Annotated in this window: 23 protein-coding genes and 1 pseudogene; 8 read left to right on the top strand and 16 right to left on the bottom strand. The window is 40.9% G+C overall.

Annotation, left to right across the window (positions count from 1 at the left end; all coding sequences use genetic code 11):
* Positions 1–293 precede the first annotated feature (293 nt).
* The 7 genes from ACQKMF_RS02810 to ACQKMF_RS02780 form a co-directional block, all read right to left on the bottom strand.
* Positions 294–707 (bottom strand): DUF4064 domain-containing protein, encoded by a 414-nt coding sequence (locus tag ACQKMF_RS02810; protein WP_101222988.1) that lies wholly within the window; start codon positions 705–707, stop codon positions 294–296.
* 170 nt (positions 708–877) lie between these two features.
* Positions 878–1,051 carry a hypothetical protein gene (locus ACQKMF_RS02805; protein ID WP_157831021.1) on the bottom strand — a complete coding sequence of 58 codons (174 nt, stop codon included), beginning with the start codon at positions 1,049–1,051 and terminating at the stop codon, positions 878–880.
* A gap of 203 nt (positions 1,052–1,254) precedes the next feature.
* Complete coding sequence (cobA, locus tag ACQKMF_RS02800) at positions 1,255–2,703, bottom strand: uroporphyrinogen-III C-methyltransferase (RefSeq protein ID WP_402939017.1); 1,449 nt, start codon at positions 2,701–2,703, stop codon at positions 1,255–1,257.
* A 13-nt stretch (positions 2,704–2,716) separates the two neighbouring features.
* Complete coding sequence (locus ACQKMF_RS02795; protein ID WP_101222990.1) at positions 2,717–3,532, bottom strand: uroporphyrinogen-III synthase; 816 nt, start codon at positions 3,530–3,532, stop codon at positions 2,717–2,719.
* A gap of 350 nt (positions 3,533–3,882) precedes the next feature.
* On the bottom strand, positions 3,883–4,164 hold the full coding sequence (locus tag ACQKMF_RS02790) for a hypothetical protein (protein WP_101222991.1): 282 nt from the start codon (positions 4,162–4,164) through the stop codon (positions 3,883–3,885).
* A gap of 130 nt (positions 4,165–4,294) precedes the next feature.
* Positions 4,295–5,005, bottom strand: coding sequence for a DsbA family oxidoreductase (locus ACQKMF_RS02785; RefSeq protein WP_101222992.1), 711 nt, complete (start codon positions 5,003–5,005; stop codon positions 4,295–4,297).
* Between the two features lie 74 nt (positions 5,006–5,079).
* Positions 5,080–5,535, bottom strand: a complete 456-nt coding sequence (locus ACQKMF_RS02780) for an RrF2 family transcriptional regulator (protein WP_101222993.1) — start codon at positions 5,533–5,535, stop codon at positions 5,080–5,082.
* Between the two features lie 137 nt (positions 5,536–5,672).
* On the opposite strand from ACQKMF_RS02780, the gene ACQKMF_RS02775 reads away from it, so the two are divergent.
* Positions 5,673–5,870 (top strand): hypothetical protein, encoded by a 198-nt coding sequence (locus ACQKMF_RS02775; RefSeq protein ID WP_427571689.1) that lies wholly within the window; start codon positions 5,673–5,675, stop codon positions 5,868–5,870.
* Positions 5,871–5,990: 120 nt separating this feature from the next.
* Here ACQKMF_RS02775 and ACQKMF_RS02770 read toward each other — a convergent pair whose 3' ends face one another.
* Positions 5,991–6,431, bottom strand: coding sequence for a ferritin-like domain-containing protein (locus ACQKMF_RS02770; protein ID WP_427571687.1), 441 nt, complete (start codon positions 6,429–6,431; stop codon positions 5,991–5,993).
* Positions 6,432–6,552: 121 nt separating this feature from the next.
* On the opposite strand from ACQKMF_RS02770, the pseudogene ACQKMF_RS02765 reads away from it, so the two are divergent.
* Positions 6,553–6,699, top strand: a pseudogene (locus ACQKMF_RS02765) (hypothetical protein); the annotation flags it as partial.
* Here the strand turns inward: ACQKMF_RS02765 and ACQKMF_RS02760 are convergent.
* The 3 genes from ACQKMF_RS02760 to ACQKMF_RS02750 all read right to left on the bottom strand — a co-directional run bounded on the left by ACQKMF_RS02760 (position 6,670) and on the right by ACQKMF_RS02750 (position 9,229).
* A complete protein-coding gene (locus ACQKMF_RS02760; RefSeq protein ID WP_402939028.1) occupies positions 6,670–7,434 on the bottom strand; it encodes a TIGR03943 family putative permease subunit in 765 nt (254 codons plus the stop codon). The pseudogene ACQKMF_RS02765 and the gene ACQKMF_RS02760 sit on opposite strands and share 30 nt — an antisense overlap.
* Positions 7,434–8,444 (bottom strand): permease, encoded by a 1,011-nt coding sequence (locus ACQKMF_RS02755; protein ID WP_101222996.1) that lies wholly within the window; start codon positions 8,442–8,444, stop codon positions 7,434–7,436. Before ACQKMF_RS02755 ends, ACQKMF_RS02760 begins: the two co-directional genes overlap by 1 nt.
* 116 nt (positions 8,445–8,560) lie before the next feature.
* Complete coding sequence (locus ACQKMF_RS02750) at positions 8,561–9,229, bottom strand: YdeI/OmpD-associated family protein (RefSeq protein ID WP_402939031.1); 669 nt, start codon at positions 9,227–9,229, stop codon at positions 8,561–8,563.
* 631 nt (positions 9,230–9,860) lie between these two features.
* Between ACQKMF_RS02750 and ACQKMF_RS02745 the strand changes: the two genes are divergently transcribed.
* Positions 9,861–10,364, top strand: coding sequence for a DinB family protein (locus tag ACQKMF_RS02745; RefSeq protein WP_057276759.1), 504 nt, complete (start codon positions 9,861–9,863; stop codon positions 10,362–10,364).
* 506 nt (positions 10,365–10,870) lie between these two features.
* Here the strand turns inward: ACQKMF_RS02745 and ACQKMF_RS02740 are convergent.
* Positions 10,871–11,572, bottom strand: coding sequence for a GntR family transcriptional regulator (locus ACQKMF_RS02740; protein ID WP_402939035.1), 702 nt, complete (start codon positions 11,570–11,572; stop codon positions 10,871–10,873).
* A 228-nt stretch (positions 11,573–11,800) separates the two neighbouring features.
* On the bottom strand, positions 11,801–12,658 hold the full coding sequence (locus ACQKMF_RS02735; RefSeq protein WP_402939038.1) for a PHP domain-containing protein: 858 nt from the start codon (positions 12,656–12,658) through the stop codon (positions 11,801–11,803).
* A gap of 1,099 nt (positions 12,659–13,757) precedes the next feature.
* On the opposite strand from ACQKMF_RS02735, the gene guaC reads away from it, so the two are divergent.
* Positions 13,758–14,741, top strand: a complete 984-nt coding sequence (guaC, locus tag ACQKMF_RS02730; protein WP_101223016.1) for a GMP reductase — start codon at positions 13,758–13,760, stop codon at positions 14,739–14,741.
* Between the two features lie 51 nt (positions 14,742–14,792).
* On the opposite strand, the gene ACQKMF_RS02725 is transcribed toward guaC, so the two are convergent.
* Entirely contained in the window at positions 14,793–15,134 is a 342-nt protein-coding gene (locus tag ACQKMF_RS02725) for a zinc ribbon domain-containing protein YjdM (RefSeq protein WP_402939041.1), read from the bottom strand.
* Between the two features lie 153 nt (positions 15,135–15,287).
* On the opposite strand from ACQKMF_RS02725, the gene ACQKMF_RS02720 reads away from it, so the two are divergent.
* The 4 genes from ACQKMF_RS02720 (at position 15,288) to ACQKMF_RS02705 (ending at position 19,776) form a co-directional block, all read left to right on the top strand.
* Positions 15,288–15,977, top strand: coding sequence for a response regulator transcription factor (locus ACQKMF_RS02720; RefSeq protein WP_054400643.1), 690 nt, complete (start codon positions 15,288–15,290; stop codon positions 15,975–15,977).
* On the top strand, positions 15,974–16,978 hold the full coding sequence (locus ACQKMF_RS02715) for a sensor histidine kinase (protein ID WP_260358370.1): 1,005 nt from the start codon (positions 15,974–15,976) through the stop codon (positions 16,976–16,978). The genes ACQKMF_RS02720 and ACQKMF_RS02715 overlap by 4 nt, the downstream gene beginning before the upstream one ends.
* A 100-nt stretch (positions 16,979–17,078) precedes the next feature.
* Entirely contained in the window at positions 17,079–17,840 is a 762-nt protein-coding gene (locus tag ACQKMF_RS02710) for an ABC transporter ATP-binding protein (protein WP_402939046.1), read from the top strand.
* Complete coding sequence (locus tag ACQKMF_RS02705) at positions 17,830–19,776, top strand: FtsX-like permease family protein (protein WP_101223019.1); 1,947 nt, start codon at positions 17,830–17,832, stop codon at positions 19,774–19,776. The genes ACQKMF_RS02710 and ACQKMF_RS02705 overlap by 11 nt, the downstream gene beginning before the upstream one ends.
* 52 nt (positions 19,777–19,828) lie before the next feature.
* Here ACQKMF_RS02705 and ACQKMF_RS02700 read toward each other — a convergent pair whose 3' ends face one another.
* Both ACQKMF_RS02700 and ACQKMF_RS02695 read right to left on the bottom strand, forming a co-directional pair.
* The gene (locus ACQKMF_RS02700; RefSeq protein WP_230176701.1) at positions 19,829–20,893 is read right to left on the bottom strand and encodes an NAD(P)/FAD-dependent oxidoreductase; all 1,065 of its coding nucleotides are present in this window, start codon (positions 20,891–20,893) and stop codon (positions 19,829–19,831) included.
* A 309-nt stretch (positions 20,894–21,202) separates the two neighbouring features.
* Positions 21,203–22,843 (bottom strand): PucR family transcriptional regulator, encoded by a 1,641-nt coding sequence (locus ACQKMF_RS02695; protein WP_427571681.1) that lies wholly within the window; start codon positions 22,841–22,843, stop codon positions 21,203–21,205.
* Between the last annotated feature and the right edge of the window lie 229 nt (positions 22,844–23,072).

Here is a 23,072-nt window from a genome sequence, read left to right as displayed (position 1 = left end):
CTCACCGAATGATGAACACGCATTGGTTATACCAGACTCCGCAAAAGCCTGTCCATTGAACAATCCGAGTGTTAAATAGGTCAGTGCCCCAACCTTCAATATGGTATTTTCATTGATTGAACTCCAGTCTATTTATATTTAAATCTATAATAATAGTAACATGATAGACTGGTTATTGCAGGTATAAAAAGGTATATCCTCCTATAATATCCTTACAGCAAATAAAGGAGCTTACCCGCATTTTCGGGCCAGCTCCTTTATTTTCAAATCACAGAACTATGTATGGTGTCGTATTATACGATCACTTCCACCGTTTCCCTCGGCTTCCTTACAAGGCACATGATTCCCGGTACGATGAAGAAGATAAGCGGCCAAACATGAAAAATCGTCAGAATGCCCGTAATGATCAATAAGATTCCGGCTCCCTTCGCTTTGCCGCCTTTTAATAGAAAGATAGCGATCAAACCGCCTGCCAAGGCAATGAACAGCGATATGATTCCAGCCCATAATAAGCCCATGAAAAATTTGACTGACATATCTATCTCAGATGAAGAAAACTCCTGAGAATCTGTCATTAATGAGTAGTCCACCATTTCTTTCAAATCGATACTGTTGAGATAAACGGCCGTTATGATCGTCACGATTAAAAAAATTGCAGCGATGCTCACGCCTATGATACTTAATACGTATTCCCATGTCCGTTTCATTTGCCTCGCCTCCCTGGAAAAGTCACTTATATATAATACCCAATCCGGGAAGGAATAAAAGACTTTTATTCTTTACTCCTCAAAATCTTACGAGCGTCCATTTGGCAAGGCTAATCCAATCTACCCCTGCCATAACTCGCAAACAGGAAACCGCCCCGGAGATACGGCCGTCACTCATCCTTCTTTTTCAATCGTTCATTTAATTCATCTCTTTTATTTTCAAGGTTATTCATTTTTGTCATATGTTTTATAAAGAAACGGATCGACTTCACAACCATTACGAATAGCAGAACTAGCAGGGCAAGGTAGAATAATTGCCATAAAATATCAACAATATTAAACATTAAGTCACCCCCTGTCTATGAATGGTAAACATCAATTCTGGCCAATAAAAGAGGTAAGTGATGCCTTTTCAAACTTTCCGCATTTTGTTATGTCGTAATTAAATGATAACACGATAGACCATAACACTGAATGCAAACAACAGTTCTGCAGGAATGATTAACGAAGCCCCTCCAAAGGAAATAGACTCTGTTATTATCAGAGCCTAAAAAACATACCTATTCACGATTAACTCCACCAATTGTTCGACAGACGGTTCAATGGGCATCATATCCAATGTAAATCCATAGTCTTTAAGTCTATTGCCGGTACTTTCCCCGATTACCCCAATGGAGGCTTGATTTAGCAGCCCTTCAACATCCACGTCTGCCTTGTTCCCATATTGCATCAGCATATCAACAGAATGCCGATTCGAAAAAAGCACCGTTCCGACAGCTTTCCCGTCCAGCATTCTCGGAAGGATTTCAAGGAATCTTTCATCGACGAATTTATCGATTGATTGAAAATAGTCTCCGTCCCCATGGGCCAAATCTCTTTGATCTCTGTTTCGATCTCCGACAACCAACAGTGTCCCGGCTTCCGCCATCTCGGATTTGAGTTCTGCCATCAGTCCCCGTTGCTGTAAAGCCTTTTTTGATTTCCTTGATAACACATAAAGTTTCGAAGAAATCCGTCGGAAATCAATAGCATGTTCAGTGAGTGAATCCAAGAATCCATGGACACTTTCGGGGGAAGTGAAGAGAATTCGATCATACGAAAGAAAAGAGAGCAGCTGACTTTCTTCCATTTTCACTTTTGCCGCATTCCATTTAGGAAACTCGATGACTTCGCCGCCAAGTTCATGCAGGGCTTCTGCCAAGGAACTCTTTGCCGTTCCGGTCCGGGCCACTAAAAACCGCTGTCCATATAGTGGCTTCTTTTCGAACCATTGCAGTTTGCCCCTTAGTGAAATGATATCCCCGACCAAGGTGATCGCAGGATTGCCAAGCGACCTTTCACTTACCCTTTCGACGATATCAGCCAAGGTCCCCTCGACACTTTCCTGACTTCCATATGTGCCCCATTGGATGACGAGTGCCGGCGTGTTCCCCGGCTTTCCATGATTGATCAAATTTTCACGGATATAAGGAAGATTGGCCACACCCATATAAAAGGCGACCGTATCTATACTTTTCACAAGCCCGTTCCAATCTATATCCTTCTTCGTTCGGTCATGGCCCGTCACCATCGCAAAGGAGCGTCCGAAATCCCGATGTGTGACAGGTACTCCTGCGTATATCGATGCAGCAATGCTGGACGTAACCCCCGGAATGACTTCGAATGGGATTCCCTCATCCTTCAACGATTCCGCTTCCTCCCCGACTCTTCCAAAAACGGCAGGGTCACCCCCTTTCAAACGGACGACCCGCTGCCCTGCCTGTGCTTTGGAAACAAGCAGCTCATTGATTTCCCCTTGACTGATGCCAGTAGTATAAGGTGTCTTTCCACAATATATCAATTCACAATTGAGGGTGGCAGCCTCCAACAGTTTGGGATTTAGCAATCTGTCATACAAAATGACGTCCGCTTTTTCAATCGCTTTTTGACCCTTTACGGTAATCAGGCCCATATCACCCGGACCTGCACCCACAAAATAGACCTTGCCCTTGGCCATGCTGAACTCACCCCTATCTGCTTGCTATTCCCTGATAATATTTCACCAGCTCCACCATTGCACTGCCCATCCGTTGATCTTCAGGATAAATGACCCGCTCGATCCCTTCATCGATTACCACCTGCGCCGTTACCTTTCCGACCGCAAGAGCAATTACATCTGATGCAAACAGGTCGGCTATCTTATCCTCCACACCTTGTTCACGGACAAATCTCATTAAATTTCGCGGCTGCGGTGCACTCGTGAACACAACCGAATCGATTTTGCCTTCAAGGAGTTCTTGGATCAGCTGCTGCATCGTTTCCTTTTCGGGCGGTATATGTTCATATGGCAGGATTTCTTTATGCTCCACTTTTTGTTCATCCAACCAGTTCATCAAAAGTGGCGCCGGATCGCCGTGAAGCTGCAAAGCGACCTTTACACCTCCTGGCAGATGGCCTTCCAGATTGCGAACAAGCCCTGCCGTACTGCCATCATCATCACGGATTAATGGCTGCAGGCCAAGCTTTTTCAGCATATTCACCGTTTTATAGCCCCTAGCTGCAATTTTCATAGACTGCAAGGCTTCTACGAAACGATCTCCCGCTTCCATCTTCACGGCCGTTTTATATAATAATTCCGTCCCCACTCCCGTCGTGAGGATAATCCAATCGAACTCCCCTTCCATCAACCGGGTGACATCCTCTTCCAAATGGGAATCATCAAGGAATACCGTCCCCTGTGCCGGGCGAACGAGCGGGACTCCCCCAAGATTTTGAACGATTTTACTAAGTTCTTCCGTCTTCCTTGCTCCCAATAAAGCAACGGTCCTGCCATTAAGCTTACTCATCCATGCCCCTCCTATATGTACATTCAATTAAATCCATCTCACCCATTATACAAATTTTCAGTCTTTGAAACTATAAAAAACCAATTCAATATCAAAATCAACGCTTTTTCTTTCTTTTATCCTATATGAAATCAATCGAAAGATGAATTAGAAGCACCTTGCTTTTTTTAAGTCCCACCCTCGTGAGTTTGGAGCAAATACTCGTGAGTTTCCAAGAAAGTAAAACTGATCTGGAGTTTACTCCAGGTTGTATATTGTGTTCATCATTTAAAAATAATTATGTAAGGGGATATAGTTTGCCTGAACACCGGCAATAAAAAAGCTGCCATCAGGACAGCGATTTACTTTTGTTAATTCTTGTTTAGTGCCCTTTGGGCAATATGTTTCTGTTCTTTTTTCACAAAAACATCATATTGAGTGGTTTCATCGCGATTTTGAAAGCTTTCAGAGCCTAAATTCATAGGCGTTTTCGTTTTGAATTGTATCCCTTCCCTTTCCAATTTCGCAACCGCCTTAAAATAATTTTCATTCCCGAATGCTGAATAAATACATGTCCAATATTTATAGGAAATTAGTTTGGCAGTTACTGCACATGCAATCACGAAGACTAGTATTCCAATCATTATATACACCATTTAGCTTCCTTTCATTCGGACTTTTTTGAAAAGCCATCCTGTACACTATATTCTTTGCCATATATAACATTTCCTTTTTATGTAAAAAAGGAGACCCCAGTTTCGGGTCTCCTTCTTCATATCTTCATTATTTTTCCGGCACGTTACATGAATCGTCCGTACAAGCGTCGCCTGTTGCTGGATCATTCACGATCGTAAGCGGATTTTCCTCAGCCCATACTTTTTTTAGCGTATCCAGGAACGCTTCTGTTGGCTGGGCACCAGAAATTCCATACTTGCGGTTAATGACGAAGAATGGCACTCCTGTAATACCAAGCAGGCTTCCTTCTTGCTCATTTCCCCTAACCTCAGCCGTGAATGCCGTTCCTGCCAGCATGGCCTCCGTCTCGGACTTTTCAAGGCCAACCTCTTCAGCCAAACTAGCCAATGTAGCGTGATCGCCAATATGTTTGCCTTCCGTAAAGTAAGCTTTAAATAGGCGTTCATTCATTTCTTTCTCTTTACCTTTTGATTCAGCAAAATGCATCAAGCGGTGGGCATCGAACGAATTCGTTAAGACCACTTTGTCCAAATGATAATCGAGTCCCAATTCTTTGGCCTGTTGAGTCAGGTTTTGGCTGTTTGCTTCCACCTGTGCTTGAGACATGCCGTATTTCTTGGCCAGCATTTCATTTTGAGTCATATTGATATCCCGTTCAGCTTCTGGGTTCAACTCAAAACTCCGAAATGAAACCTCTACCTGTTCTTTATTTTCAAACTGCTTTAACGCCTCTTCGAATCGACGCTTTCCTATATAACAGAACGGACATTGATAATCCGACCAAATTTCCACCTTCATGTAAATACCTCCTTATTTCAAATGCAATCGCATTAAGCACATTATATATTCCTAGGTATCCTCTTGCAAGGATATTACCCTAGACACTCATTTTCAAAATTGGTAAAGTCGACTTTTTTCATGAATTCTTCCAATGTATAGCCCTTTAGCAGGCGCAATGTTTCCTTTTCGGCTTCGTTCATGATCTCCTCCAAAGCCGTATCCAGCTGTTTCCCGACTTCACCGCATTCGCTCGTTTCCATACAAACAAGACATTCCGGCCGTACCGCTTGATACACATCGGCCAAAGTCAGCTGAGAGGCAGGCACCTTCAAGCTGTATCCGCCTTCCCGCCCTTCCTTTGTTTCGACGATCCCCTCAGCTGCAAGCTGAGCCATCACCCTTCTTAAAAAAGTGGCATGTGACTTCACCTTTAAAGCGATTGCCGAACTTGTCAGGAGCTTTTCGCTTTGTGCGAGCCAAACCAGAGAGTGAATGGCAATAGCGAACCGCGGCGGCCCAATTTGATTGTTTCGATTACCTGAAGACAAGATTATCCCCCCTTATACTCTTATCCATTGTAAGGCCATTATACTATGTTACGTTCTCTCGAACAAATAGGCCCCTTTGACTTAATAGGCACAATCATATAGTCTGAATAGTAAATCTTTATTACAGGATAACTTCCATGAAGGAAAAATACCCTTATTTACTCGTCATCCTTGGGGCAATGCTTTGGGGAACGACCGGAACGGCCCAGTCATTCGCCCCCGATGGAGCCCATCCCATTGCAATAGGTGGTGCGCTGCTTGCGCTGGGGGCCGGAGCTTCATATACGGTATACAAACATTTTTTCGTATCCCAGGTGAAATCGTCAAAGAGATGATTCCGCATAAGAGCCGACTCCGATCCATTACATGGGGATATTGATGAACCAGGAGCTGTCCTAAAGTGAAAAAAAGTCAGGATAATCTCCTGGCTTTTTTTCACTTTACTTACTATTGAATCAGCCTTTGAGTTTTACTAAGTAAAACAAAAACCAGACGGCATGGTTTTGTTCATCCGCGGCAGCACGCCGGAACGCCTTTCTAATGGTTCTATCAGCCGCACCATCTGCAACATCCTGATAAAAATCTACTGTTTCCTGTTCATCTTGAACGGCAAATTCCAATCCAGCTGCATAGGAGTCCGGGCATGGTTCCGTCACTTTAGGCTGTGGCTGCATCCCGGTCAAGCTGTTGTATATCCGGGTGAATGCTTGAAAATGTTTTATTTCATCTTCCCTTATTTCAATGATTTGTTTCCTCTGCTTTTCATCCGGCGCTAATGCTGCCAATTTCTCATAACACTGGATGGCACTGTACTCGCCATTTATCGCCTTTTCAAGCTGAATCAACATATCCTGCTGTCTGTTCCAATCACCATCATACATATCATGCCCATACATGGCATAACCCCTCTCTGTTCTTTATCCCATATAGTATGAATAACAGAGAACCAGGTGCCCATCAAATAAATGTTTGCCTTCAAAATATGAATTTGAAGAGAATTCTCACCGCCCACGTTTTCTGCCATTTGGCTGTATAAATAAAAGAGGAATGGGATCTTATGATGGTATATATGGCTTTAAGGCCTTTTTACATGAAAAGGGTGTCTTCGTACAGGCAAAACACCCCTTTCAACTTCTACTGAATGATTGGTACATTTTCATATAAATAAGCTTCTTCGGGTGCCTTTATTTTATTCGACTCTTTTAAATCGATCACCGGTACGGGTTCCCCTTTATAGCTTCCTTTTTTTAATGTTCCTGTAATCGTATACCAATCATTCGTCTTCATTCCTTCCACATTCCCGTTTACCATATATCCGTATAACGTCGCATCGACCACACAGCAGGACATGGAGAGGCGGGAGATGGCCATTTGTTTTTTTGTAAATGTATCCTCACGGTATATGAACCCCGAAATCTCTATTTCCTTACCCTCTATCGTATCGAGGTTGTTCAGTAAATCATCCAGCACTTCAAAATAATTATCATCGGTTACGGAGATTTTCTCCCCATTCGCATGTTTCCCTGAATCATAAGAACTTACCATCTGTGCCTGCTGCTTCGCCATCCCTCTTTTCGCCAGCACTTCCCCGCTTAATGTAAAATCGGTCAAGGTGAAGCCAAGAAGAATCGGAATGAAGAACAAACTATATTTCAGGACCAGTGCGGACGAGGAAGACTCTCCCTTCGATCCGCAATCACAATGTTGTTCACCCTGTTTTTGTTTTTTCATTCGGAGAAGGCTGATCACTAAAAAAGCAAAAAGCGCTGCCAATGCATATGGAACCATTTTGGGTGCAATCAATTTCGTTAAATATCCTGAAACATACAATTTAAAGATCATGAGGCCAATTCCAAGCAGCAGCAATCCTTCAAGTCTTTGGATAAAAAAACGTTTCATCAGAAGCCCCCCTTACTGATCAATCCGCCTGCAATCAGGCACAGGCTGAAGACGACTGCGAAAACAAGCAAGACATACGTGACGACGAAGCTCCGTTTAAAACAGGACATCATGATCAAAACATTTTTCAAATCCAGCATGGGGCCAAATACAAGGAAACCCAGTATCGAGCCTGGCAGAAAACTATGGGAAAAGGAGGCCGCAACGAATGCATCTGCTGATGAACAGAGTGAAAGCACAAATGCAATTCCCATCATCAACGCCGTGCCTTTTATTGGCGCTTGACCAATATCGGCCATTACAGATCGATCCATGAACACTTGAAATACACTGGCAAACAAGGCCCCGATGATAAAGTATCTTCCGACCATAAAAAATTCCTGTGAAGTATGATCAATAAAGCTTGTCCATTTACTGGACTGACTATCATGTTCATGCCCATGTACCAGTTCCAGCTTGTCCTCTTTCACCACATCTTTAGTGCTGAATAAATGAATAAATAAACCTGCTATTATGGCCGTCAGGACACAAAGTATGATTCTTCCATATAGAATGGAAGGTTTATTTTGGAACGCATAATAAGTTGAGCCGAACACGATGACATTCAATATTGGGGCTGTTACGAGCAAGACCACACCTGCATGGACCGGGACTCCTTTTTGAATCAATCTCCGGACGACCGGGATGATTGCACATTCGCAAACCGGAATGATAAGCGCCGCCGCTATCGATGCAAAAATGGCGGTCAGGGGTCTTTTTGGTATCATCCGCTGAATGATTTCTTCACTGATGAACAGCTGGATGAACGATGAAGCAATGGCCCCGAGGAACAGGAAAGGAATCGATTCTAAAAACAATCCCAAAAACACGACGAATACAGAGTGAAGCATCGGGTAGCCCGAGAAATCAATCGCTTTGGGAATGAATACATCTCCTAGAAAAAAGAATGCCAGCAGCAAAAACAGCAGTATCACTAACAGCAAATTTCCCGTGTAGCGTTTCAAAAGCATATTTAACCACCTCACAAATCATAATTATTACGATTTAAGTTTGGATTCGGTCTAGTATATGCTTTTGATAGGATGATCAGAACAAGAAAAAAGAGAATGGTAGACATTCCCCACCCTCATTTATTTCTTCGATATAGATCCCTGCTTTTGTAACCCTCTCCTAAAATCATTTTCATTTCCTGGCGCCGTTTCACTTGGGTCGCCTCTTGTTTCGCACTATACACGTAACGGGCCCAATCCTTGCGATACCCTGGGGTAAGTGATTGATAGAACGCAAGCAAATCAGGAGAATCGTGTAAATCTTTCTCAATTTCAGAAATCATTTCGATATAATCATCTACTGATTGGCTTGCTTTGGTAGATGGACGGTTTCTATTTTTCGAATCTTCTTTCAGTCCGACTACCGTAAAGACATCATCCAACCCAACCATACGTGCAAACTTCAGGTCACTCGAGCCAACATAACCTTCATCATCCGCACCAAGGCCTTGCATCAGATCATCACGATGAATATATGTAGCATAGCCCTTATTCCCCTTCTTGGGGTACGCCAAATAAATATAGCCGTTTTTACTCAAATGATTCTTCTCGATTACCTTATCCACGATTCCTTTTAAAGAACCCATATCCAATACAAAGGCAAATATAAGATCATAGGCACTTTCATTAAGCTCTGTATCGTAATCCGGCAGCTCTGTTAAATAATCCGCCCCGGCTGGCAGATTCAAGACTGCTACCCGTTCATATTTATGTAAATTCAGTTTTTCGACTATTGTTTTAGCCATTGCATTCACCATCCAATCCTGGTTGATTTTTTCTACCTTCAGTTTATAAGCTTCCCATTGCGTTAGCAACTTTTCTCTAGACAGTATAAAAAGTCAAAATTCGATGTGGAAACCTTCCGTCTCTTTTCAAATAATCATTTATAGGAAAATATTAACTGTGCTATAATTCAGATATAATAATTTCTAATGTCCAGCATCTATAGATTCTTTTCCCTTTGAATGCCAGCTTCATTTTTCGGTTTATTAGCGGAGGCCCTAGGCCAACATTCTAAGTAGGCATAAACTCAACTTTTTTGCATAGGCATGATAGGGTATCAAAGCTCCAGAAAAAATGTAGTCCCTGGAAATACAGACCGGATTCCAGATTTGCATTTCTTCCCAAAATTATAAATACCAGTGAACATGTCTTTTCGTTGTACTATAAGAGATATCTTTTAACACTCTTCATTAAATAGAAACCATGCTTCAAAACATAGTGTCGCACTCCTTCAATCATCATGAATCCACTTTAAATCAGGTGTTTTTCCCGTAGTTTTTATGCATTCTTTATGCAATCAGATATCCCTTTTTTTCCTATTTCAAAAAATTCAGTGATGCTTTCATATGTGGGTGTCACAAAAGGGGAGTTCTCATGAATTATATCGAGTATGATTTGCTATTTGAATCAAGAAAACAGTTAATTGAGGAAATTACGGAGTTGGATGAAAAAACGCTCCACCATAAGCCTGTGCCTGAAGTATGGAACATCGCCCAAATTTGCCATCATTTATATCTTACGGAACAGGTTTTTACAGAAGTTATAGCAAATGGCATTCGGGAAAGGGATTTTAATAATATCATTCAAAAAAACATTTACTTCGTTACTGATAGAACAAGGAAATTCTCATCCCCTGAGGCCATTTCACCCTCTTCAGCCCCATTTCAATTATCGAGCCTCATGGATTTGCTGGCAGAATCAAGGGATCGATTATTACAGGTTCTTTATGATATGGATTCAGATATCCTGTTAAATAGAAAGAAAGCCAAACATCCCCTGTTCGGGGACCTCTCATTGGATCAATGGATTGAGTTATTATCCTTACATGAACAAAGGCATATCAAACAGATTCAAGAAATAAAGACCGCCCTAATATAAGCCTTTCATGACAAATTAGATAATCAGCCGGAGACTTTTCAAACAAAACAAAGAGACCACGTCATTTTGTGGTCTTTTTTCATGCATGCTATGAAACGATCGTGACTGTCGGGGGCTGCACCAAGTTGATAGATTGGCAGAGCCCATATTTCCCTAGCCAGCATTCTAGTATCAAGATGATACTTTTAGTTTCCTTTTGATTTGTGTTGCGAAGATTTCAAGGCGACGATCAGGATAAAATATGTTTTAGTTTCAAGCTAACATCTTCAATGTATCTTGTTGCCAAGTGAACGTACGTTAAGAAAGAGTAAATCTTGTATGGAATGTGTTAAAGCCGGACCTACATTATTCAAATTTCGTGCTTCACTCGTGAATTCAATGCATTTACTCGTGAGTTCCGTACTTTTACTCGTGAATTCGGGACATTTACTCGTGAGTTTCTTACTTTTACTCGTGAATTCAGGGCATTTACTAGTGAATTCGACCGATATCTGGAATGGAAGTTTTTATATAACATATGTGAAACAATCGCTCCGATAGATTATGACCGTGTGCTCAAGGACTTGATTACTTCGCTTATCCTGGCATACTGATTCCACTTGCAAAAGTGGAATCAAACTTGAACACTGCAAAATATCCCGTTCGAATAAAGTAGGAAAAATCACATTCAACGTGCTGCTGCTGGATCCGAATTCTACAAAGCCACGCTGCCGATAATATTGAAACATGGAGGTTATATCCGGACCGTCCTTTTCTATTTCAGGAAATGTTGATTTTGCTACAAAAGATGTATGAAGAGCAATCGGGAAATCGTCCATTAACCTAAGCCTGCCAATTTTAAAGACCTTATCATCACTTTCCACCTCAAGGCTTAGAAAGATCTTCTGATCATAAGAAATTTCTTCGCAAAAAATAGTACTCGTTTGAAAGGAAAACTGAAATTCTTTCATTTTCTCGGTGAAACTAACATCTCCGGATAGAATTAACGGAATTTGTTTTTTTGTTTCCTGGACATAACTTCCTTTACCTTGCTTTGAATAGATAAAGCCTAAATCTTGAAGCTGCTCATATGCTTTCCTGACAACCATTCTTGGCACATTAAATTGATCGGCGAGTATATGCTCTGAAGGTAACTTTTTATCTGATTGAAAGGTTCCACTCTTAATTTCAGATATCAAATGATCCACTAAAAAGTTTTTTTCCGCCAACAGAAATCCCCCTTTACATATATTTTTCCTTGTTACTGTCAGTGTAATGAGAAAATATGAAGCTAACATGATTTTCTTGTAAAAAAAAAGTCCTGGTCAATTACCAGAACGAAAGGAATGCTTATTTTATGGATTTTTCTCAATACAACATCATGTTCAGTCTTTCAAATTCCTAATCCAGCAAATGAGCAGGCCGCTTTCACAGCAAAATTCCTGGTTTAATGAACATCATTTAATGGCCATGCTTTTTTTCCTTGATTTCAAAGCAGCCACACATTCCTTTCCTGGGCTCATACTGCCAAGACGAATCGGCTTCTCCCCATAATCCCCATGAAAATCCGAACCTCCTGTCTTAATGAGATTATATTGATCTGCATATGAAATCGCTCTTTCCTCTTCTGCATGCCCATGATGCGGGTGAAGAACTTCAATCCCTTCAAGCCCTGCTTCTACAAGCTCAGGAATAATTTCAAAGCTCCCGTATTGTCCAGGGTGAGCAAGGACCGGGACGCCTCCGGCAGCTCGAATCGCCTTTACAGCCAGAATGGCATCCACATACTCCATAGGAATAAAGGCAATGCCTGGCACTTCTCCATTTTGGCCGCGACTGAAGATTTTCTTATACAAATCACCATAGATGGAATCCGTATACCCCGATTCCCGTAGCGCTAGCATAATATGCTGTTTATAAACTCCGGTTCCTCCCCTGAATTTAGAAACCTGATCCCAAGTTATTCGATAGCCTGCATGAATTAGTCGTTCCACCATTTTTTCAGAAGCTGCATTCCTTTTTTCAATCAATGGATTACAAAGCTCCTCAAGTGCCTTATGACCAGGCTCAACAAAATAGCCCAGAATATGTACACGCCTGCCTCTTGCAAAGTCATAACCAGACACTTCTATACCAGGGATGATTTCAATTCCTATTTCCTTTCCCCGTTCCACCATCTCTTGCAACCTTATCGTTGTATCGTGATTCGTAATGGCTAAATGACCAATGCTCTCCCTTTTTGCAACCTCCAATAGTTCTTCAAAAGAACTGGAACCATCTGAAATGTTCGTATGACAATGTAATTCAACCTTCATGCCAATCCCCCCATTCTTTTTCGTTACCCATTATCATTTTAACTTAGTGCCATGTCGGTCAACGTTAAGATGATGTAAAAAAACGTAAAGGTGTAAAAGCCATACAAATTGGTGAAAATACTTAAGTATTTCAGGCTGTAGATAAATAAATATGTTCTAGTTGATTTCAGAAATCCGCTCCCTTTCCGCCGACTGTCTGCCAAGCCTCCTCGACTTAAACGTCTCCGGGGTCTCGGCCAGCAAATTACTCGGCAGGAGTGTCGTAAATTTCTTCCATCCATTAAGGATTACAGGAAAAAAACATGAAGGATATACTAGTCTTAAATAGGGTTTGGAATAAGACGAGCCAGCAGTTCTTTCTTTTAAAACACAAAGTTGATTGGAACGGAAGGTACGAGACTCCTGCGGGAAAAGCGAGTCAGGGGAGACCCCACAGGCGCAAGGCGCCGGGGAGGCTCCCGGACCGCCCGCGGAAAGCGAGTGCCTGGAGAGAAAATCAACGTTCCCATTTTACAAACCTACAAAAAAGCTGTCGGCAAATAATTATATCTAGTTTGTGAACAAAAAGGTTCTATCTAAATAAAACAAAGTTGATTGGAACGGAAAGTACGAAGACTCCTGCGGGAAAAGCGAGTCCAGGGGAGACCCCACAGGCGCAAGGCGCCGGGGAGGCTCCCGGACCGCCCGCGGAAAGCGAGTGCCTGGAGAGGAAATCAACGTTCCCATTTTACAAACCTACAAAAAAGCTGTCGGCAAATTATTATTATCTAGTTTGTGAACAAAAATGTTCTATCTAAATAAAACAAAGTTGATTGGAACGTAAGGCGCGAGACTCCTGCGGGGAAAGCGCGGCAAGGGAGACCCCGCAGGCGCGCGCCGAGGAGGCTCCCGCCCGCGGAAAGCGAGTGCCTGGAGTGGAAATCATTTTCATTGTATATTTCGCTTCCTATCCAGTTACGGATTCTCCATCAAGCTGAAATAAAATCAAAATAAAACCATTAAAAATTTTGACTTACTGTCAAAAATGATGTACATTACCTATTGGGCGAACAATTTTAATAAATAAATATAAAAATATTCGTATATAGAGGTGCATAACATGGAAAACGTGTTTGATTATGAAGATATTCAATTAATTCCTGCAAAATGTGTAGTAAATAGCCGTTCTGAGTGTGATACATCCGTTACTTTGGGTAAGCATACATTCAAGTTACCTGTAGTACCTGCCAATATGCAAACGATCATTGATGAAAAGATTGCCATTTACTTGGCTGAAAACGGTTACTTTTATGTAATGCATCGTTTTGAGCCAGAAAAACGAGTGACTTTCATTAAAGACATGCATTCACGAGAATTGATCGCTTCCATCAGCGTCGGCGTTAAAGAAGAAGAATACGGTTTCATCGAACAGTTATCGAATGACAACATTGTGCCTGAATACATTACGATAGATATTGCACACGGACATTCCAATGCCGTGATAAAGATGATACAGCATATTAAAAAACATTTACCTGAAAGTTTTGTCATTGCAGGAAATGTGGGAACTCCTGAAGCGGTACGGGAATTGGAACATGCCGGTGCAGATGCTACAAAGGTGGGCATTGGACCAGGTAAAGTATGCATCACTAAAATCAAGACTGGATTTGGAACGGGCGGCTGGCAATTAGCTGCACTTCGCTGGTGTGCAAAAGCGGCAAGCAAGCCAATTATAGCTGACGGCGGCATTCGCACGAACGGTGATATTGCTAAATCAGTTAGATTTGGCGCTTCGATGGTTATGATCGGTTCACTATTTGCCGGACATGAGGAATCTCCAGGTCAAACGATCGAGAAAGATGGAAAGGCCTTTAAAGAATACTTTGGTTCAGCTTCAGAATTCCAAAAAGGTGAAAAGAAAAACGTTGAAGGCAAAAAGATGTTTGTCGAGCACAAAGGATCTTTGGAAGATACGTTGAAGGAAATGGAACAAGATCTTCAGTCTTCAATTTCATATGCAGGTGGTACCAAGTTGGAAGCCATCAGGAATGTGGATTATGTGGTCGTTAAGAATTCAATCTTTAACGGTGACAAAGTTTATTAAGAAGTAACGTAAAAAAAACGGCCTAATCAATGGATTAGGCCGTTTTTTTAATTATACCTTTTTAACAAATTGGGATTTTAATTTCATTGCACCAAAACCATCAATCTTGCAATCAATATCATGATCACCATCAACTAGACGGATGCTTTTGACTTTAGTGCCCATTTTTAAAACGGATGAGCTCCCTTTCACTTTAAGATCCTTGATTACCGTAACGGTATCACCATCGTTCAAGGCATTTCCATTAGCATCTTTGATCGTCTTCTTTTGATCACCATTTTCCGTTTCCGCTTCCACCGTCCACTCATGAGCGCATTCCGGGCAAACAAAAAGACTACCGTCTTCGTATGTATATTCTGAATCACATGCAGGGCAATTAGGAAAATCAGGCATAAATTCACTTCCTCCATTCATTATGCCAATTTTAATATAATAATGGTTTACACACAACCAGTAGGTTATACTGCTCCTGTCCCCCTTCCTCTAGAACCTATAAAGGTTTTACTATATACTTTTAAGAAAAAGCTGGAAAGTGCGGTGAATCCATTGTTTAAACTTCTATTGATAGAAGATGATACGACGTTATTCAATGAAATTAAAGATAGATTGGCGCAATGGTCTTATGATATTTACGGAATTGGCGATTTTAGTAAAGTGGTTCAGGAATTCACGGACATAAAACCTGATTTGGTCATCATTGATATACAGTTGCCGAAGTTTGATGGATTTCATTGGTGCAGAATGATCCGGGCCCATTCCAATGTTCCCATCATCTTTTTATCATCACGCGATCATCCGACCGACATGGTGATGTCCATGCAGCTTGGAGCTGATGATTTTATCCAGAAGCCTTTTCATTTCGATGTACTCATCGCAAAAATACAGGCCACCCTCCGCCGGGTATATAATTACAATACCGAAAAAATCGAATTGAAAACCTGGTGCGGCGCAACTGTGGATTATGAGAAGAACACGGTATCGGCCGAGACTGGTACAATCGAATTGACGAAAAATGAAATTTTCATCTTGAAAAAGCTCATTGAACAGAAAAATAAGATCGTAAGCCGCGAAGAGTTAATCAACAGCTTATGGGATGACAAACGTTTCATAAGCGATAACACCCTTACAGTGAATGTGAACCGTTTACGAAAGAGGTTGGATGAACTGGGTTTAGGACATTTTATCGAAACGAAGGTCGGACAGGGCTATATCGCCGTAGAAGAGGCAAATGCATGATCAGAAAATATCTCATGGAAAGGTTCAGCTGGATCACATTCTACATAATTCTTCATCTATTCATTATCTTTGTCGCTTATCTTGATTCGGCTATTCCGTTAAAGCCAATACTGTATATTGCCTTTTTATCATTGCTCATGTTCAGTATCTTTTTGATTTTCCGCTATAAAAAAGAAACTTCCTTTTATAAAAGTCTAGAAGCGCGGGAAGACAACCTGGATATAACGAATATAGCCGAACCAGAGAGCCCTTTCGAAAAAATCATAGAAAACAGCATCATTAACCAAACCGAAGTATTGAAACAATCCGCAGCAATTGGCCGAATGACTTTAGAGCAGGAGAAGGATGAATTATTATCTTGGATTCATGAAGTGAAGACCCCATTGACAGCAATGCATTTAATGATTGACCGCTTGGATGATGAATTGCTGAAATCGCATTTGACTTATGAGTGGCTGCGCATTCACCTTCTTCTTGATCAGCAGCTCCATCAAAGGCGCATGCCTTTCATCGAAAATGATTTGTATATAGAGAAAACCGATTTGGAAACAATAATCTTTGATGAGATTAAAACGCTGCAATCATGGTGCATTCAAAAAGGGATCGGCTTCGACATACAATTGGATGTAACCGAAGTGCTTACTGATGCCAAATGGCTGGCCTTCATCATGAGACAGCTCTTGACCAACTCCATTAAATACAGTGAAAACTCAGATATCACGATATATTGCCATGAACAAGCCGGACAAACGGTTCTTGAAGTTCAGGATTCCGGACGGGGCATTGACCCAAAGGATTTATCCCGCATATTTGATAAAGGATTCACTTCCACGACAAACCATCATGACAATGCGGCAACCGGCATGGGGTTGTATTTAACCAAGAATGCGGCCGAGTCCCTATTCATCTCCATTGATGTTAAATCAGAGCTTGGAACCGGGACGACCGTTACCTTGACCTTCCCAAAAAGAAATGATTTCGTGAATATCACAAGCATGTGACAAAAGTGTCACATGCTTTTATTCTTTGTTCGTCCAAACGAAGGAAAAGAAATACATGGCCTTTTATAATGAGGATATAGAAAAAAAGGAGTGTATCCAAATGAATATATTAGAAGCGAAAAAAATCCATAAAAGCTATGGTAATAAATTCAATAAACAAGAAGTCTTAAAGGGTCTCGATATAAGCATACAAGAAGGTGAGTTCGTAAGTATCATGGGTGCTTCCGGTTCAGGAAAAACGACTTTGCTGAATGTCCTTTCCTCGATAGATAAAATCAGCAACGGCACCATTACGATCGATGGAAAAGAGATTTCAGGGATGAAAGAAAAGAATTTGGCCGAATTCCGGAAAAACCATCTAGGCTTCATCTTCCAGGAATATAACCTATTGGACACACTGACTGTCAAAGAAAATATCCTTTTGCCCTTATCCATTACAAAAACGCCCGCTAATGAAGCGGCACAAAAGTTTGATAGCGTGGCGAAGGAACTGGGCATATATGAAGTGAAGGATAAATACCCAAATGAAATTTCCGGTGGTCAAAAACAGCGAACGTCTGCAGCACGGGCTTTCATCCATGATCCAAGCATCATATTTGCCGATGAACCGACTGGGGCGCTTGATTCAAAATCAGCTTCCGATTTACTGAACAAACTGAGCGAAATGAATATAAAGCGCAAAGCGACCATCATCATGGTAACCCATGATCCAGTGGCGGCCAGTTATTGCAGCCGAGTCATTTTCATTAAAGATGGTCAAATATATACCCAATTGAATAAAGGTGAAGAATCCAGACAAACCTTCTTCAAGGACATCATGAAAACACAAGGTGTATTGGGAGGGGTTCAAAATGAGCATTAATCAACTCATCTTGCGAAATCTGAAGAAAAATCTGAAGAACTATTATCTGTATGTGTTTGCCCTGGTCTTCAGCGCTTCCCTTTACTTTGCTTTTGTCACCTTGCAATATGACCCATCGCTGGATGAAGCGGAGGGTACGGTGAAAGGGGCCGCCTCCATCAAGGCTGCATCGATCCTGCTTGTTGCGATTGTTTCCATATTCCTTTTATATGCCAATAGCATTTTCATAAAAAGACGCAGTAAAGAAATTGGCTTATTCCAATTGATAGGCATGACGAAGAACAGGATATTCCGTATCCTGAGTGTGGAAAACCTGATCCTGTATTTCTGTTCCGTATTCCTCGGAATCTTTGTAGGGTTTGCCGCTTCAAAATTGATCATCATGATACTATTTAAAATAATGGGTGTCCAGGCGATCGCGACTCTTAAATTTTCTTTTCAGCCGCTAGTGCAAACCTTGCTCGTTTTTAGCGCCATCTATCTTTTAATCATGTTGATGAATTATACCTTCATTAAAAGGCAAACCATTCTATCATTATTTAGAGTAACTTCAATGACGGAAGGAAAAGTGAAAAAGGTTTCGATGTTCGAAATGATCCTCGGGATATTCGGAATCATCCTGATCATTGCTGGCTATGTCGTTTCATCCAAATTATTCGATGGAGCTTTTACAGAGATGACCGAGCTTTTTATGGCCATGATATTCATTTTGGCAACCGTCATCATCGGTACCTATCTGTTCTATAAAGGATCCGTAAGCTTCATCTTTAATATCATCCGTAAAAAGAAAAATGGCTATTTGAACATTAATGAAGTATTGTCCCTTTCATCCATCATGTTCCGGATGAAATCGAATGCGATATTATTGACGATCATCACGACCGTTTCCGCTTTGGCGATCGGGTTATTATCATTAAGCTATATCTCCTACTACTCAGCGGAGAAAATGGCACAAAGCAGTATCCCCACCGATTTTTCGATGACGGATAAGGGAGATGCGAATACATTCAAAAAAGCTTTATCCGACAGTAAAATTGATTATGACGAAAAGGTGATCGATGTCATTCAAGTGGATGTCAATGTAAAGGAAATTATGGAGACTAGCCTCGAAGGAGTGAACTTTGATCCCGACATCATGACCGTTCCCGTCATCAGTGATGAATCCGTTAAAGGAATCAACCTCGCTGAAGATGAGACCCTTTTCAGCGGATACAGTAATATGATGGAGAAGGTCATGTCCTTGAAGGATTCCGGAAAGATTGAACTGAAGGGCAAAAATGAAGTGATTCCGCAAACATATATGGGCTTGAATGATGATACCTTCCTGTCCTATTACTTCACGAATGGCGGACTGCCCGTTGCCATTGTAGACCAAACGATATTCGACCGTTTGAAAAAGGATGTCGACCCGAAAATCCAAAAAGTATCATCCGTTAATATCGGCATTGATGTGAAGGATGAAGCTGAACTTGAAAAAGCGAATGATCTATTCAATAAAATGAGTTTTAAAGAAGAACATGTGAATGATTCCCAATTTGAAATGTTCAACACCCAGAAGAAGAACATGGGGCTTATCATGTTCATCGTCGGCTTCTTAGGGTTAACCTTCCTCATCACATCCGGCTGTATCCTATATTTCAAACAAATGGATGAAAGTGAAGGTGAAAAATCCAATTATACTATCTTAAGAAAACTGGGATTCACGCGTGGTGACTTACTAAGGGGAATCCAAGCAAAACAAGTTTTCAATTTCGGCATTCCTTTAGTCGTCGGTCTGCTTCACAGTTATTTCGCAGTCCAATCAGGATGGTTCTTATTCGGGACCGAAGTTTGGACACCGATGATCATCGTTATGGCATTATACACGGCATTGTATTCGATCTTCGGAATCCTATCCGTATTTCATTACAAGAAGGTCATTAAAGAATCTCTATAAACTGCTAAAAGCTCCAGGGCCCATGAGGCCCTGGAGCTTTTTCCGTTTCCCTTTAAAGTACCCCAGCCGGTTTCATCATTTCCTTGATCAATTCCCTGTTGCGCTTTTTAAAGATTTCATTATGGGAAGAAACCATTCCCACTCCGTGAGCGTCAGGCTGGATATATTGCTTTGCCTTGTTTACGGCATTTGCAGCATCTTGAAAAGTGCCTGCTATCAGGTTCAATTTACCTTCATGACTTAAGATATCACCGGCAGCGTATATTCCATCCATCGAGGATTCACTTGAAGGAGTACCTTCAATATAATAATTGTCGGCTATGGCAATATCCACTTTACTATTTCGAAGCAGAGATGTATCACGCTCATAACCATGATTTATGATGACTTCATCGATCGGCAAGTAAGAAACCTCTCCCGTTGCGTGATTCGTCAGTTCAACATGTTCAATTGATTCATGATCAGCGCAGGCGATCAGTTTTGTAATCGTCGTATTCAAGAAACAAACAGCAGAGCTTTCCATCAATTGCCTTGCTTGTGATTCATGACCTGCTAAACTATCTTTCCTGTATGTCAGATACACCTTTTTGGCGATGGGCTCCAATTCATTTGCCCAGTCTATTGCAGAATTCCCGCCGCCTGAAATGATCACCGTCTTATCCTTGAATCGATTGAAAGACTTAACAGTATAGTTTAAATTGGAGACTTCAAACCTTTCAGCCCCGTCTATTTCCAACTTTTGCGGATTCAGAATTCCGCCGCCAACCGCGACAATGATCGTTTTGGAAAAGTGCATTTGCCCTGAAGCGGTATGTAAAACGAAGATACCTTCTTCATTACGAGTGATTGATTCCACTTTTTCATTCAAGACGACTGTTGGATTGAATGTTAAACCTTGCTCCACTAACTGCTCAATTAATTTTTCCCCAGTAGTGGGTGTCAGCCCTCCTACATCCCAAATCATTTTCTCTGGATAGACATGAATTTTTCCGCCTAGCCGTGGCTGGTATTCAATCAGTTTAACTTTCATTTCTCTAAGTCCGCTATAAAAAGTGGAGTAAAGACCTGCTGGCCCTCCCCCAATAACCGTTACATCAAATAAATCTTGCTGTTCCATTTACGTCCACTCCCCGGTAATCAAATGTGATTGATTATCATTCTCATTTAATCGTACACTCTTTTCTCACTTTTTACAATATGGATTTATTAAAAAACTCTGTTCATTTTAACAATCAACAGAGTTTTTTAATTCCAATCACTAAAAACTTACCATTCATTAAGTACGTATAAATGATAAGTGGAGTATTACAATTAGTATGAAAAATTAGGTTAAAAAAGGAATAAGGGTATGGGACGTCAATGAATATTATTGCTAAATTATTTTTATCCTCGGCCTTAACATCGCCCCGTGGTTGGCGGTTGATAACTACTTCGTAGGTACTTCCACTTGCTGTATAAGTTGATATGCTTTCAAAGCCATTTCAACGTTTAATCTGTTCTCCGGCATATCAAAGTCAAGATCAAGAATCTTTTTTATCTTTTCCAGCCGATGATAGAGTGTTTGTCTTACAACATGTAATTTTTGAGCAGTAAGCTTCTTTGAGCGATCAAGCTCAAAGTATTTTGCTAAAGTCAGAAGCAATTCCGTTCCATACTCCTTATCATAGGATATTAAAGGAGAGAGATAGTCTTCAATAAAATGTGCTGTATCTTGATCATGCTGAATTAATTGTATCAACCGAAAGATGCCAAGGTCTTCGTAAAAGGCACTTGTCGAAAACATACGATAATTTAAAGCTAACTGCGCTTCTCGATAACCAGTATGAGCATCCAAAAGTAACTGGTATTGTCGCCCAACGCCTATACGGATTTGGCTAGATTCACCTTCTTTAACATATAGCAAGGCATTGATCACTTTCAAGAAGCGTGCCTTAGAGGAATCGGCAGTTCCAAGATCAATAGCTAATACAATAATCTGATTTCTTACAGACGTGATATAGGGTGTAAAAGAATATTTTGCGAACCCAGACCGAATTTTTAAAGAATAATGATAAATAGCGGATTCATTTTCTTCATCCGATAAACCTAATGAAGACGGATGAAAAACATCTTCGATATCAATGATTGCTATTCGATAATGTATAGAAGCGCGCTTCGATTTTAAAGAAATAAATCCCCTTGCCTGTTCCTCATTATTGATGCGTCTATTAAGTAAATCATTTAGCCATGTAGATTCTAAACGTAATCGTTTTTCATCCAAATAATGTTTGCGCAATAAGTCTTGTGAGATTGCTAGAGAAGCACGATCAAGGATTAGGAAATCAAATTCATCCGATTCACGATCTAAAACCATAACAAGGTACGCCCAGATTTGATCCATTGCTCCGATCGGTTGGAGAAGAATAGTATGGTTTAATGCCTTCCATTCAACGGGCGAATCATTTGTAATTCGGTCATGCCAGTGTTCTTTATCTTCATAAATCGTGTGAAGTAGCTTTTCCATAAATTCATTTTTCAATCCTGGAATCGAAAAAGGTGTTCCTTCTATAGGAAGATAGATTATTGGTGCTTCTGTCTTCTGTTGCAACAACTTTAAAATATTTGATAACCCATGAGTAGTGAGTGACAAAGAATGGAACTTTCTGGAAATAGAATCTAGTGTAACCAACTTCTCATGATGAGCATTAATGATAAACGAATGTAGATCCTGTGCTATTTCGACGAAATTTATGAATTCTTTGAAAATAATAATCGGAAAGTTATACTCATTTGCCATCTCGATCATTTCTTTAGGGACCCTGTCGAAGTGGTGTCCAAGTTCTATACATAAACATGAGGCGTTGCGTTCGATTAGATTTAACAAAAATGAAGTATTAGAGGAGTCTCTCCATTCAAACCCAAATCCGGTGGAGAGTATCAGTTCCCCTCCCTGAAAGATGGTATCATCAAAAAACGGAATTTCAAGGACATGTGTCCATTTGACTTGACGGTGCAACCCGTTTGCCCCCGCAACTACCTCCGTCTTTGAAAAGAGTGAGCGCTTAAGAACATCTTGTACTGTAAGCATATGTACCTCCTCATTTAATAATGGTTAGCTGTATCATCTTATTATAACTATACTAGAAAGTCTAAGCCCATAAAATATGGTACCCTATCTTTGTTTAACCCCAAGTAATACGACCAATGTCTATAAGTAAGTTCTTTTACGTGCTTTGTTGAAAACCTTAATCAACCTGATAATCTATCATAATTCTCACCATTATTCATCAGTTATATGTGTGCATGAACGGTGGAGT

It is taken from the genome of Peribacillus sp. NPDC101480, assembly GCF_050277335.1.
Lineage (GTDB): Bacteria > Bacillota > Bacilli > Bacillales > DSM-1321 > Peribacillus.
This window is presented reverse-complemented; position numbering and strand designations above follow the sequence as displayed.